The organism is Sphingomonas sp. NFX23 (genome assembly GCF_049887795.1).
Lineage (GTDB): Bacteria > Pseudomonadota > Alphaproteobacteria > Sphingomonadales > Sphingomonadaceae > Sphingomonas.
Genome location: NZ_JAGEKH010000002.1, coordinates 459,885 through 472,911, shown reverse-complemented (window position 1 = coordinate 472,911; position 13,027 = coordinate 459,885). Strand labels below are relative to the sequence as shown.

The 13,027-nt window shown below is 64.5% G+C and carries 14 protein-coding genes; 6 read left to right on the top strand and 8 right to left on the bottom strand.

The window, feature by feature from the left end; all coding sequences use genetic code 11:
- From J4O76_RS06140 to J4O76_RS06125, 4 genes are all read right to left on the bottom strand, one after another.
- Complete coding sequence (locus tag J4O76_RS06140) at window positions 1-618, bottom strand: septation protein A (RefSeq protein ID WP_426280860.1); 618 nt, start codon at window positions 616-618, stop codon at window positions 1-3.
- A 182-nt stretch (window positions 619-800) separates the two neighbouring features.
- Window positions 801-1,736: a signal recognition particle-docking protein FtsY gene (ftsY, locus tag J4O76_RS06135; protein ID WP_426280859.1), complete on the bottom strand. Its 936-nt coding sequence runs from the start codon at window positions 1,734-1,736 to the stop codon at window positions 801-803.
- A complete protein-coding gene (gene mtaB, locus J4O76_RS06130) occupies window positions 1,733-2,980 on the bottom strand; it encodes a tRNA (N(6)-L-threonylcarbamoyladenosine(37)-C(2))-methylthiotransferase MtaB (RefSeq protein WP_426280857.1) in 1,248 nt (415 codons plus the stop codon). Before mtaB ends, ftsY begins: the two co-directional genes overlap by 4 nt.
- A 294-nt stretch (window positions 2,981-3,274) precedes the next feature.
- Entirely contained in the window at window positions 3,275-4,900 is a 1,626-nt protein-coding gene (locus tag J4O76_RS06125) for a putative bifunctional diguanylate cyclase/phosphodiesterase (protein WP_426280854.1), read from the bottom strand.
- A 323-nt stretch (window positions 4,901-5,223) separates the two neighbouring features.
- Here J4O76_RS06125 and ffh point away from each other — a divergent pair, with 323 nt between their 5' ends.
- The 4 genes from ffh to rimM all read left to right on the top strand — a co-directional run bounded on the left by ffh (window position 5,224) and on the right by rimM (window position 8,114).
- A complete protein-coding gene (ffh, locus tag J4O76_RS06120) occupies window positions 5,224-6,765 on the top strand; it encodes a signal recognition particle protein (RefSeq protein ID WP_426280853.1) in 1,542 nt (513 codons plus the stop codon).
- A 67-nt stretch (window positions 6,766-6,832) separates the two neighbouring features.
- Entirely contained in the window at window positions 6,833-7,261 is a 429-nt protein-coding gene (rpsP, locus tag J4O76_RS06115; RefSeq protein WP_056062272.1) for a 30S ribosomal protein S16, read from the top strand.
- 195 nt (window positions 7,262-7,456) lie between these two features.
- Window positions 7,457-7,636: a hypothetical protein gene (locus tag J4O76_RS06110; protein ID WP_426280851.1), complete on the top strand. Its 180-nt coding sequence runs from the start codon at window positions 7,457-7,459 to the stop codon at window positions 7,634-7,636.
- Window positions 7,611-8,114: a ribosome maturation factor RimM gene (gene rimM, locus J4O76_RS06105; RefSeq protein WP_426280849.1), complete on the top strand. Its 504-nt coding sequence runs from the start codon at window positions 7,611-7,613 to the stop codon at window positions 8,112-8,114. Before J4O76_RS06110 ends, rimM begins: the two co-directional genes overlap by 26 nt.
- Before the next feature lie 27 nt (window positions 8,115-8,141).
- On the opposite strand, the gene J4O76_RS06100 is transcribed toward rimM, so the two are convergent.
- Complete coding sequence (locus J4O76_RS06100; protein ID WP_426280848.1) at window positions 8,142-9,047, bottom strand: NAD(P)/FAD-dependent oxidoreductase; 906 nt, start codon at window positions 9,045-9,047, stop codon at window positions 8,142-8,144.
- 108 nt (window positions 9,048-9,155) lie between these two features.
- On the opposite strand from J4O76_RS06100, the gene trmD reads away from it, so the two are divergent.
- Entirely contained in the window at window positions 9,156-9,887 is a 732-nt protein-coding gene (gene trmD / locus J4O76_RS06095) for a tRNA (guanosine(37)-N1)-methyltransferase TrmD (RefSeq protein ID WP_426280847.1), read from the top strand.
- The gene (gene rplS, locus J4O76_RS06090; RefSeq protein WP_031395442.1) at window positions 9,884-10,276 is read left to right on the top strand and encodes a 50S ribosomal protein L19; all 393 of its coding nucleotides are present in this window, start codon (window positions 9,884-9,886) and stop codon (window positions 10,274-10,276) included. Before trmD ends, rplS begins: the two co-directional genes overlap by 4 nt.
- A gap of 973 nt (window positions 10,277-11,249) precedes the next feature.
- Here the strand turns inward: rplS and J4O76_RS06085 are convergent.
- Genes J4O76_RS06085 through J4O76_RS06075 form a run of 3 tightly spaced genes read right to left on the bottom strand, consistent with a single transcriptional unit; the run spans window position 11,250 to window position 12,977 of the window.
- Window positions 11,250-11,789: a pseudouridine synthase gene (locus J4O76_RS06085; protein ID WP_426280843.1), complete on the bottom strand. Its 540-nt coding sequence runs from the start codon at window positions 11,787-11,789 to the stop codon at window positions 11,250-11,252.
- A gap of 16 nt (window positions 11,790-11,805) precedes the next feature.
- Window positions 11,806-12,357 carry a TIR domain-containing protein gene (locus tag J4O76_RS06080; protein ID WP_426280842.1) on the bottom strand — a complete coding sequence of 184 codons (552 nt, stop codon included), beginning with the start codon at window positions 12,355-12,357 and terminating at the stop codon, window positions 11,806-11,808.
- Window positions 12,357-12,977, bottom strand: coding sequence for a macro domain-containing protein (locus J4O76_RS06075; RefSeq protein ID WP_426281106.1), 621 nt, complete (start codon window positions 12,975-12,977; stop codon window positions 12,357-12,359). Before J4O76_RS06075 ends, J4O76_RS06080 begins: the two co-directional genes overlap by 1 nt.
- Between the last annotated feature and the right edge of the window lie 50 nt (window positions 12,978-13,027).

Here is a 13,027-nt window from a genome sequence, read left to right as displayed (position 1 = left end):
TCACCCTTCGGGCGGCAGGTCGGTCACGGCTTTGTCGCCCGTTTGCAATCCGTGCTTCAGCAGCATCGGAATGTTTGCGAACGCGAAGAGCAACGTCAGCGGGATCGCACCCCAGAGCTTGAAGCCGACCCAGAAGTCCCAGGTCGTGTTGCGCCACACCGCCTCGTTCAGCACCGCCATGAACACGAAGAACACCGCCCAGTTGCGCGTCAGCTTGCGCCAGCCATCCGCGGACAGACCGGGGTAAGCGGTGGCGAGCAGCGACTGGAGCAGCGGGCGCCCGGTGACGAGCCCGAACGTCAGGATCGCCGCGAACATCGCGTAGATGATCGTCGGCTTCATCTGGATGAAGCGCTGGTCGTGGAAATAGATCGTCAGCCCGCCGAACACGACGATCAGCGCACCCGACAGCCACAGCATCGGCGAGATGTGGCCGGTCTTGACCTTCGACACGATCATCGCGGCGATCGTGGCGATGATGAACGCGGTGGTCGCGGCGACGACGCGGACGATCGGCAGGCCGGGGGTGAGGAAGTTCACCGCGAAGAAGACTGCGAGCGGGCCGTAGTCGACCGCCATGCGGAGGCCGGGGGATAGGGGGGGCTTGGTTGGGGTCACTGGGTTTTCGCTTCCTGGGGGCGGGTGCGTGCGGGCATGTACCTCGATACAGGCTCTCGACAAGCTCGATCCTTACTCGGCACGAACGGAGTGGTTCGGGAGGGCGTTTATCAGCTCATGCCGTTCGTCCCGAGTAGCCGTCGATCTTGTCGAGATGGCGTATCGAAGGACAGTTCCGAGTGTTACTTCCGAACGCTTTCCACGCCCGCGATGACCCGGCTCACCTCGTTCGCATCGAAGGGGCGGAGGTCGGTCATCCCCTCGCCGATCCCGATCGCATGGATCGGCAGGCCGTATTTCTCTGCCGCCGCCACGAGAACGCCGCCGCGCGCGGTACCGTCGAGCTTGGTCATCACGAGGCCAGTGACGCCGGCGACTTCCTTGAAGACCTCGATCTGCTGGAGCGCGTTCTGGCCGGTCGTCGCGTCGAGTACCAGGACGATGTCGTGCGGACTCTCCGGGTTGATCCGCCCGAGCACGCGGCGGATCTTGGCCAGCTCGTCCATTAGCTCACGCTTGTTCTGCAGTCGGCCGGCGGTGTCGACGATCAGCACGTCGATGCCGGTCTCGGTCGCCTTCTTGACTGCGTCCCACACCACGCCCGCCGCGTCGCCGCCCTCGGGGCCGGTCACGATGGGTACGCCGACCCGCTCGGCCCAGGTGCGAAGTTGGCCGATCGCGGCGGCGCGGAAGGTGTCGCCGGCGGCGAGCATCACGCCGTAATCCTGCTCCATCAACAAATGCGCGAGCTTTGCGATGGTGGTGGTCTTGCCCGAGCCGTTCACGCCGATGACGAGAATGACCTGAGGGCGCGGGAAGGCGTCGATCTCGATCGGCTTGGCGACCGTGGCGAGCACCTTCTCGACTTCCTCCGCGACGATCACGCGGATGCCGAGCTCCTCCATGTTGCGCTCGAAGCTGCCTTCGGACAGGCGGCGACGGATGCGGCCGGCGGTCTCTGGGCCGAGATCGGAGGCGATCAGCGCCTCCTCGATGTCGTCGAGCGTCGAATCGTCGAGCCGCGCGCCGCCGAGACCGGCGAGGTTGCCGACGAGGCGGTCGGAGGTGCGCTTGAAGCCGCCGATCAGCTTGTCGTGCCAGGTGGGGGTGGTGCTCATGTTGGTTCTCGTGTTGCGCTGAGGCGGTCGGACGTGGCGCCGGTGATCGTGATGCGGACGATGTCGCCGGGTATGGCGGGCTCGTCCAGCAGGACTTCTGCGAAATTGCCGATATGGCCGCGGTCGCCGGGGCGTTCGACGAGCAGGTCCTGCGATGTTCCCACCAGCGTTTGCAGCCAGTTCGCTCGCGATGTTTCGCCGGCCTCGCGCAGGAGGGCGGCGCGCTGGCGGCGGACTTCGGGTTCGATCTGCGGCATCCGCGCGGCGGGGGTGCCGGCGCGGGGCGAATAGGGGAAGATGTGCGGGTGGACGATGTGGCAGTCGTCGATCAGCGCGCGCGTGTTGGCGAACATCGCCGCGTCCTCGGTCGGGAAGCCGGCGATCAGGTCCGCGCCGATCGCGATGTCGAGGCGGGCGGTTTTGAGGCGATCGACCAGCGCGACGCTTTCGGCGCGTGAATGGCGGCGCTTCATGCGCTTGAGGATCATGTCGTCGCCGGCCTGCAATGACAGGTGGACGTGCGGCATTATTCGCTGCTCCGTCGTCAGCAGCGCGAAGAGGCGGTCGTCGATCTCGATGCCGTCCAGCGAGGAGAGACGCAGGCGTTCGAGCGCGGGCACGTGATGCAGGATGCGTTCGACGAGGTGACCAAGCGTGGGCGCGCCCGGGAGGTCGGGACCGTAGCTGGTGAGGTCGACGCCGGTGAGGACGATCTCGCGGTGGCCTGCGTCGACGAGGCCGGCGATCCGGTCGACGACCGCGCCCGCGGGGACCGAGCGGCTGGGGCCGCGGCCGAAAGGGATCGCGCAGAAGGTGCAGCGGTGGTCGCAGCCGTTCTGGACCTCGACGAAGGCGCGGGCGTGCGCGGAGAAGCTGGCGGCCAGGTGGGGTGCGGTCTCGCGGACCTGCATGATGTCGGAGACCACCACTGCGTCATCAGCCTTCCAAGCTGAATACGTCAGCTTGTCTGCATTGCCGATAACGCGATCCACTTCGGGCATGGCCGCAAAGCTCGCGGGGTCGATCTGAGCAGCGCAGCCGGTGACGACGATCTGCGCGTCCGGCCGATCGCGTTTGGCCCGGCGGATCGCGACGCGCGTAGCCTTCACCGCGGCGTTGGTGACGGCGCAGCTGTTGACGACGACCATGTCCCGCCCCGCGACGAGCGCGCGGATGGTCTCGCTTTCGGCGATGTTGAGGCGGCAGCCGAGGCTGATGACCTCTGGCTGCGGGGCAGATGGCATGCGGCGCGATTTAGGAGGGGCGGGGGGGGAAGTCCACGGTTTGCTCGTGGGGGGGCGGCCGACATCGTGTTCTCCTGCGAACGCAGGAGCCTAGGGTACCGGACGGAGCGCTGCTTGGTCCTGGGCTCCTGCGTTCGCAGGAGAACAGATCGGGGAGCGACCATTTACCTATTCCACCCCGGCGGAGGCCGGGGCCCAATTGGGAAACGATCATTGGGAAGGACGGTGCGTTGTAACTGCAACCTTCCCAACTGGGCCCCGGCCTTCGCCGGGGTGGTGTTTTGTGAATGGGCCTTAGCCCGCCAAACGTGGCGCAATGCCGCGCGGCGGTGGCACGCTCCGGTCGGGGCGCTGGGCCAGCAAGCGTTTCTCCGCCAGCAAGCGCCGGACCTGCGCCGCACCCATTGGTCGCCCGTACAGATACCCCTGGCCCTTGGCGCATCCCATGCCGCGCAACCGCTCCTCGATCGCCGCGTCCTCGATCCCTTCCGCGGTCGTCGGCAGGTTGAGACTGTCCCCCAGCCGCACGATCGTGTTCACGATCGCCATGCTCTCCGGATTATCGAGGATCGACGAGACGAAACTTCTGTCGATCTTGATCCGGTCGAACGGCAACGCCCTCAGATGCGCCAAGCTCGAATAGCCGGTGCCGAAGTCGTCGAGTGCGAGGCGGATGCCCTGGTTTTTCAGGCTGCCGACGATCGATTGCGCGAGTGGCAGGTTGTCGAACAGCGCGCTCTCGGTGATCTCGATCTCGAGCCGGCTGGCGGGGAAGCCCGTCTCGACCAACGTCTTGATGATCTTCTGTGCTAGCCACGCATCGCGCAACTGCAGCGGCGAAACGTTGACCGACAAGGTGAGCCCGGCGTCCCAATCCCGCGCGGCGGCAAACGCCTGGCGCATGATCGATAGCGACAGGTCGCCAATCAGCCCGGTTTCCTCTGCGATCGGGATGAACACGTCGGGCGCGATCATGCCGCGCGTCGGATGTTCCCAGCGCGCCAGCACCTCGAAACCGGTGATGAGGCCGGTGGTCAGGTCGACCTGCTGCTCGAAATACGGAACGACCTCCTGCGCCGGGATCGCGCTGCGGAGACCTGCTTCGAGCTCGCCACGGAGTTGCAGCGATCGCTCCATCGAGGTGTCGAACCACGCATGGCGACTGCGCCCGGCAGTCTTGGCCGCGTGGAGCGCGATGTCGGCGTTGCGCAGCAAGGCGTCGACCGACGCGCAGTCGCGATCGGACCGGGCGATGCCGATCGAGACGCTGGTATGGATATCGACGCCGTTGGTGCGGAACGGCAAGGCGAGGCCAGCGACCATGCGCTCCGCGATCCGGTCGGCGACGTTCTCGTGCGCGGAGTCGAAGACGAATGCGCAGGCGAACTCATCTGCGCCCAGCCGAGCGAGCAGGCTGGTACCGGGCGCGATCGCTGCGATCGTTTCCGCGACATGAGCGAGCAACAGGTCGCCTACCGCATAGCCGTGCAGATCGTTGACGCTCTTGAAGTGATCGATGTCGATCGTCAGCATGGCCATAGCCTTGCCGCGGCGGCGGGTACTGGCGAACAGTGCCGCGCCGTCTTCAGACAAGCTGCGGCGATTGAGGAAGCCGGTGAGCGGATCGCGCTGCGCCAGCGCGTGGGCGTGGCGGCCGGCGTCGGACAGGGTGTTCAGCTCTTCCGATAGGGCCCGGTATCGGAACCAGCCGAACAGGATCAGCGCCGCATTCAACAACAGCGCAGCGACCAAGCCGTGATTGATCACCGCATCGCTGCCGTGCCAATGTGCTAGCGCCTTGACGACAGCGGTGCCGGCGGTGCCGACGAACAGAAGGAGCGCGGCGCCCGTGACGGCGCCGGTCATGAATTCCCGACTGATGTTGCGGAGCGAAAATGTCGCCGCCGACTTTACGGTCATGGGGTTGGCCTGTTCGGTCTCTTGCTTGGGTGGCGGTGTGGCATGCGACACGTGTAGGATATGTTAAGAAGCCGTATAGGCGGGACGGGGCGAGCCACGGGCGCGATTGACTGCGGGCATTCGTCATGCCGGAACAAGTCCGGGGTGAAGGAGGAATCAGGGCAAGCCGGCACCGGTCTTGCACTTCCACCCGGTTTCCAGTAGTGGACCAGCCACGTTCCGTTACGGGGCGCATTGGACGAGCATCCAAGGATGCACGCTGGCCGGCGAGGTTTCGCCCGCCGGCGCTTTTGCGTTTGGTAACGGTGTATGGGAGTATTTCGATGTTCGAAAGCCTGAGCGATCGACTTGGCGGCGTCTTCGACCGCCTTCGCGGCCGGGGTGCGCTGACCGAAGCGGACGTGCGCGCGGCGATGCGCGAGGTGCGCGTCGCGCTGCTCGAAGCCGACGTCGCGCTGCCCGTCGCGCGCGAGTTCGTCGAGAAAGCGACCGAGAAGGCGATCGGCCAGAACGTCCTGCGCTCGGTCACGCCGGGGCAGCAGGTCGTCAAGATCGTCAGCGATGCGCTGGTCGAGACGCTCGGCTCGGATGCCGTCGAGCTCGAACTAGGCGTCACGCCGCCGGCCGTCATCATGATGGTCGGTCTTCAGGGCTCGGGCAAGACGACCACCACCGCCAAGATCGCCAAGCGGCTGGCGGCGGGACAGGCCAATTTCGGCCAGGCCGGTCGCGAGCGCAAGAAGGTGCTGATGGCGTCGCTCGACGTCAATCGCCCGAACGCGCAGGAGCAGCTGGCGACGCTCGGCACGCAGATCGACGTTGCGACCCTGCCGATCGTGCAGGGTCAGCAGCCGGTCGATATCGCCCGTCGCGCGATGCAGGCGGCAAAGCTCCAGGGCTATGACGTCCTGATGCTCGATACCGCGGGTCGACTGCATGTCGACCAGGCGTTGATGGACGAGATGAAGGCGGTCGCCGACGTCGCGAACCCGGCCGAGATCCTGCTCGTCGTCGACTCGCTGACCGGTCAGGACGCGGTCAACGTCGCGCAGAACTTCAGCGACCAGGTGCCGCTGACGGGTATCGTACTGACCCGTATGGACGGCGATGCTCGCGGCGGCGCGGCGCTGTCGATGCGCGCGGTCACCGGCAAGCCGATCAAGTTCGCCGGCACCGGCGAGAAGCTCGATGCGCTCGAGGCGTTCCATCCGGAACGCGTCGCTGGTCGCATCCTCGGCATGGGCGATGTCGTCAGCCTGGTCGAACGCGCCGCGGAGTCGATCCAGGCCGAAGACGCCGAGCGCATGGCCGCGAAGATGGCCAAGGGTCAGTTCGACATGAACGACCTGCGTGCTCAGCTGGCGCAGATGCAGCGGATGGGCGGACTCGGTGCGCTGGCGGGAATGATCCCCGGCATGAAGAAGGCGCAGGGCGCGGTCGCGTCGGTCGGGGGCGAAAAGGTGCTGGTGCACATGGACGCCATGATCGGATCGATGACGATCAAGGAGCGCAACAAGCCCGAACTGATCAACGCCAAGCGCAAGATCCGCATCGCCAAGGGCTCCGGGACGACCGTCCAAGAGGTCAACAAGCTGCTCAAGATGCACCTCGAAATGTCGACCGCCATGAAGAAGATCAAGAAGATGGGCGGCATGAAGGGCATGATGGCGATGCTCGGCAAGGGCGGCCTGGGCGGCGGTCTTGGCGGCATCGGCAATGCGATCGGCGGGCCGCAGATGGGCGACATGCTCAACAAGGCTGGCGCCGGTGGCCTGCCGGGCGGCGGCGGTGGTCTGCCGGGGCTGGGTGGCCCCAAGATGCCGCAGATGCCTGCCGGTTTCGACGATTTTCTGAAGAAGAAATAACCTCCTTATCCAACCACGACACTTCGGCTCGCGCCGGAGAATCCATTAGAAAACGAAGGAAAATATCATGGCAATCAACATTCGCCTCGCGCGCGGTGGCTCCAAGAAGCGTCCTTACTACAAGATCGTCGTTGCCGATGCGCGTTCGCCCCGTGATGGCCGCTTCATCGAGAAGATCGGCAACTACAACCCGCTCCTCGCCAAGGACAACGAGCAGCGCGTGCAGCTCGACGCCGATCGCGCGAAGCATTGGCTGAGCGTCGGCGCGCAGCCGACCGACCGCGTCGCGCGCTTCCTCGACCAGGCTGGCGTGCTCGAGCGTTCGGCGCGCAACAACCCGAACAAGGGCAAGCCCGGCGAAAAGGCCACCGAGCGCGCCGAAGAGCGTGCGACCAAGGCGGCTGAAGCTGCCGAGGCTGAGGCAGCTGCGAAGGCAGCACCTGCTGCCGAGGCAGAGGCTCCTGCCGCTGCCGAGACCGAAGAAGCCGCTTCGTAAGATAGCGGATGGATCGGTTCCGATAGGGCCGATCCATTCTTTGCTCGTCATCCCAGCGAAAGCTGGGATCCAGAGCCACGGACGAAAGCGTTCCGTTGCTCTGGATCCTGGGTCGAGCCCAGGATGACGGTGAGGGAGCGGGGCCTGAGTGTCCCCTCCATCTACGCGTGCGTAACCGCACCCGAACCGGACTTCATGCGTTCTCCAGTCGGTAACCCTGAACAGGAGCGCATGATGGCCCCCGAAACCGACCCCCGCACAGCCCCCGCACCCGAGGACATCGAAGATGCCACCAACCAAGGCGTCTCCGCCGACGACCCCGCCGAAGGCTCCGACGACACCCCCGGCCGTGACGAAGGCTCCGCGCAAGGCTGACGTGACGCTCGCCGTCGTCATCGGTGCGCACGGCATCGGTGGCGAGGTGCGGCTGAAGGTCTTCGCCGAGAATTTCGGCAGCTATAAGAGCTTCAACAACGGCGCGCTGTCGCTGAAGTCCGCCCGCAACGGCAACAACGGCATGATCGCGCGCTTCGCCGAGGTCGCCGATCGGAACGCCGCCGAGGCGATGCGCGGAACCGAACTGACGGTACCGCGGTCTTCGCTGCCGCCGCTGGAAGATGGCGAATATTATCACACGGATGTGATCGGGCTCGATGTCGTCTCGACCGATGGCGAGGCGATAGGAAGGGTCGTTGCGATCGATAATTTCGGTGCGGGCGACGTGATCGAGATCGAACGCCTTCCGGTGGACGACAAGCCCGGCAAGCGGTTCATGATACCGATGCGGCCCGAGGCCGTTCCTGAATGGGATACCGACCGGCTCATTGTCGAGGCTTCGTTCGCGGCTGAGTAAGCCTTGTTCTCCCAAGTTGAGTAGCGATTACCGTCGAAGTGGTCGCTGTTCGGCGAGCATGTTGCGGATGGTCGTCGCGGCGACGCCGGCTTCCCCCATTGCGTGGCTGATCTGGTCGAGCCCCTTCACGACGTCGCCGGCTGCGAACAGGCCGGGGATTGAGGTTCGCTGGTGGGAGTCGACTTCCAGGCACCCGTCCTCGGATGCGCGCGCGCCTGCTGCGACGGCGAGTTCCGAACGGATTACCGATCCGAGGGCCGGATAGATGCTGTCGAACGACAACCGTCCCTCGACTGTGTCGAGTGCGAGCTTGTCGGCCTCGATTGCGTAGTTGCCGCATGGGCCTCCGACGCGGACGACCCCGGCATCGTCTAGCGCCGCTTCGCATGTCGGATCGAGATCGTGGCCGCCCTCGGGCGCGATCAGCGTCACGTCCTTTGTGTAACCGCGCAGGAATAGCGCCTCGCGCATGCCGTGGTCGCCGGTGCCGATGATGCCGACGCACTTGTCGGTGACTTCGTAGCCGTCGCAGATCGGGCAGTAGCGCAGTAGCCCCGCCTCAAGCGCTTCGTCGTGGATGGCGTCGGGCATGTTGGGGCGGTTGTTCACGACCCCGGTGGCGAGCAGCACGCTCCGGGCTCGCGCGCGGCGATCGCCGAGCCGTACGGTGAAGCCGTCGTCGTCCACCTCGATCGCATCGACTCTCACGCCCTCGCGCACGGCGCCGTAGTTCTCCGCCTGCGCCAGCATCCGCGCGAGCAGGTCCGTGCCGCGGATGCCTTCGGGATAGCCGGCATGGTTGTGCGTGCAGGGGATGAGCGCGGCGCGGCTGCTGCCGCAATCGAACAGGCGGATCGAGAGGTGGAACCGCGCAAGATAGATGGCTGCGGTCAGGCCCGCCGGGCCGGCGCCGATGATGATGCAATCGTCCATTGGCCGCGAGCGTTTCGCCAGCGTAATTGTTCCACTGCGCCGATCCGTATAGGTGCTGGGCGCATTCGGCGCCGCACGCTGGCGCAAACGTATAGAGAACTGGACGCTGTGACTTTCGCTGCCACGATATTGACGCTGTATCCGGAGATGTTTCCGGGGCCGCTGGGGACGTCGCTCGCTGGGCGGGCGCTTGGGGAGGGGCGGTGGTCCTGTTCGCCGGTGCAGATCCGGGACTTTGCGACGGACAAGCACAAGTCGGTGGACGATACGCCGGCGGGGGGCGGGGCTGGGATGGTGCTCCGGGCCGACGTGGTGGCCTCGGCGATCGATAGCGTTGCCGATGGGCGGCCGGTGCTGGCCATGACTCCTCGGGGGAAGCCTCTCACGCAGGAGCGGGTTCGCGAACTCGCGCAAGGCCCCGGCGTCACCATTCTCTGCGGCCGGTTCGAGGGGTTCGACGAACGGCTGTTCGAGGCGCGGGAGATCGAGGAGGTCTCGATCGGCGACTACATCCTTTCGGGGGGCGAGATGGGCGCGCTGGTGCTGCTCGATGCTTGCATTCGGCTGCTCCCCGGCGTAATGGGCGCGGCTTCTAGTGGGGATGACGAGAGCTTCGAAACGGGGCTGCTCGAATATCCACACTATACCCGACCTCAGATATGGGAAGGGCGCGCGATCCCGCAGGTGCTGCGATCGGGGGATCATGCGAAGATCGCTGCATGGCGCAAACGCCGCGCGGAGATCGATACACGGTCACGGCGACCGGACCTTTGGGAGCGCCATGAGGGCGTTCGGGTCCAGTCGCCCTCTGGCGCGCAGCGACACGAGGACGAGACATGAACCTGTTGCAGACGATCGAAGCCGAGAACATCGCGAAGTTCCTGGCCAACAAGACGATCCCCGATTTCCGCCCCGGCGACACGCTGAAGGTCGGCGTGAAGGTCGTCGAAGGCGAGCGCACGCGTATTCAGAACTACGAGGGCGTGTGCATCGCGCGCTCGAACAAGGGCATGGGCTCGAACTTCACCGTGCGTAAGATGAGCTTCGGCGAGGGCGTCGAGCGCGTCTTCCCGCTCTACTCGCCGAACGTCGATTCGATCGAAGTCGTCCGCAAGGGCGCCGTGCGTCGCGCCAAGCTGTATTACCTGCGTGGCCGCACCGGCAAGGCAGCGCGTATCGCCGAGCGTCGCGACATGCGCCCTGCCAAGGGCACCGCAGCCGCCGAGTAATCGGAGACTGTTTGCGTTGAAGAGGGGCGCGGGGGCGATGGTCCCCGCGCCCTTTTTCGTTGTGCGCGTAAAATCAGTGTCTTGCGCGGATGCTGCAGTGCGGAAGTGCACGAAGTTCACAGTCTCACAGCGTTCTGCACATGGCCCGATATGGGGGCCGATAGGGGCGTTTTGGGCCGAGGTGATGCATGCGGGATAGGCGGAGTTGGGCATCCGCTGAGGGTGCGCTCCGAGGCGCGTGTAGGACAGCGGATTAGCACGTCGACCGGCGGCGGCGACGGCGGTGGTGTCTGCGATCTCTCCGCCCTGGGCGTCGGAGGTGGTTGTCGGGTCGGACAGGCGCGCGCGTTCCTTCGCAGGCCTATTGCCGCTTCCTTGTTCTTGCGCGCCCGCTTCCTTGTTCTCCCGCGAAGGCGGGAGCCCAGTCTGGGTCCCCGCCTTCGCGGGGAAACACGTCTTGCTGGCGGATTGGGATGGTCTCTGTATGGACCGCACGAGGCCTTGCCACATTGAGCGCGCTCGCGTGGCATGCCCCACCCCGACCCTCCCCTGAAGGGGAGGGAGTTTTCGTCGTGCGCTGCCATCGGCATCATCGCCTTCGTCGCCATCACGCAAACCCCGCGCGTCACGCAACGCATCGTCATCCCCGCGCAGGCGGGGATCCATATCCTCGGGGGCCAGTAATCATGGTGCGAGGCCAGCCAGTCTGGGTTCCCGCCTCCGCGGGAATGACGAGGCTTGGGCGGGCGTGACGTAACCAACGCCGTCCCGTCATCCTGACGAAAGTCAGGACCCAGAGCCAAGTAGCGCGGCGTTCGTGATCCTGGGTCCTGACTTTCGTCAGGATGACGGCGTGGGTGAGGAGGCCCTCAGCCCGCAATAATGAACGCTGCCCGCCTGATGGGCGTACCTGTGGGGCGTACGCGCCACAGGTACGCCCCCCACGCACCCGTGAGCCCGCCTCAAGCGCCCGTCAGACGTCGCGCCACGTGCCGGGCGCCAGACCCGCCACGGTCCAGTCGCCGATGCTCCACCGGACCAGCCGCAGCGTGGGGTGGTCTATCGCGGCGGTCATGCGGCGGACTTGGCGGTTGCGGCCTTCGCGGATCGTGATTTTCAGCCAGCAATCGGGGATGCTCGCGCGGACCCGGATCGGCGGCACACGCGGCCAGAGGTCGGGCGCGGCGATCCGCTCGACGTCGGCGCGGGCAGCGCCGTCCTTCAGCAGGACGCCGCTCCGCAACCGATCGAGCGCGTCCTCGCCGGCATCGCCCTCGACCTGCACGAGATAGGTCTTGGCCAGCTTGAACTTCGGGTCCGCGATCCGCGCCTGGAGGCGGCCGTCGTCGGTCAGCAGCAACAGCCCTTCGCTATCGCGGTCGAGCCGCCCCGCCGGATAGACGCCCGGCACATCGACGAACTGCGACAGCGTCGCACGCGGGGTCGGACTGTTCACGTCAGTGAACTGGCTGAGGACGTCGTACGGTTTGTTGAACAGGATTATCCGGGGCACAAAATGTCGTTTGCTCTCAAATTGTTGCACCCATGTTAATATGGGCTTGCCGAGTATAATAGGTTAGCCCGTCACCCGGAGGGCTCGAAAGAGTAAATTGCTTGATCGCGGTATCAATGAAGCGACGCTTAAAGGGTATATGGACGGCGCGAACAGTGGCGGCATCAATCCGAAGAGCGAGAGCTTTGGGCCAAGTTGAACGCATACCATCGGGGTTCATAATTGTCTCGTACCCGGTATAGGCAACTATGATTGGGATGCCGCACGTATCGGCAGCATACTGTATCTCGTATGGTACAAAATCGGTATCATTTTTGGTGGTGCGGCCGACGATAAGAACCATGTTCTTGGAGTTGTCGAGCCTAGCACGCAGGCTTCGCATGATAGTTTGGCTAGAACTTGTGTCTCGCACAGCGGCAACCTTATCATGGCTATTTACAAACTTAAAATCGACATCATCGTGCTGATGCCAAGCCTTCAACATGCGATAGTACTTGATATCCGAAGCGGTAGGATCGGCTTTACCCTCAGCATGGAAGGCGATGTAGGTTCCGTTCCGATAACCCATTAGACGACGCTCCAGCCGCGCTTGATTTCGACAATATCGAGATGTTCAAAGCAATCATCGGACAGGTTGACTGTCATCTTCCGTGGCAAATCGTGCGACCTTGATGCATCGACGATCTTCAATGCGATAAGCCTGAGAAGATGCTGAGGCGCGATATTCAAGCTAGCACGACCATTGCCTATCAGGGGCATGGCGAGCGGAGCGCCGTTACCGGCTCGATCAACCGCAGCAAGAGCGGCGCCTAAGGCATCCCAAAGGATAGGTACAGTCGAATTTGCCCGGTGCGTCACCGCGTCGGTCCTAGTTAGCGCCATAAGATAAATCTTGTGAGGGCCGTTCTTGATGACTGCGACAGTTCCCAGTGGATAGCGGATCGGATGCCCTTTGGCTCTAGCCTCTGTTACGCCCTGATAGCCATCTAACGCTTTGTCTACGTCAGCCCGGAAACTCTGCTCATTCCCGCCGTAGACTCGCGATATTACCTGCCCGTGCAGAGAGGTCGATGCTACGATGTCGCCGAGAGTGCTATCGAAGTATTCATTAACCGCGACAATCCAGTCTGTCGCTTCATCAAATATATTTCCGAATTTAAGGCTTAAGGTTGTCCCTGTGGTAGGGATAGTAAAACTGACTTCTCTGCGCTCATAAACCGCTACTAAGAAGCCCGCGA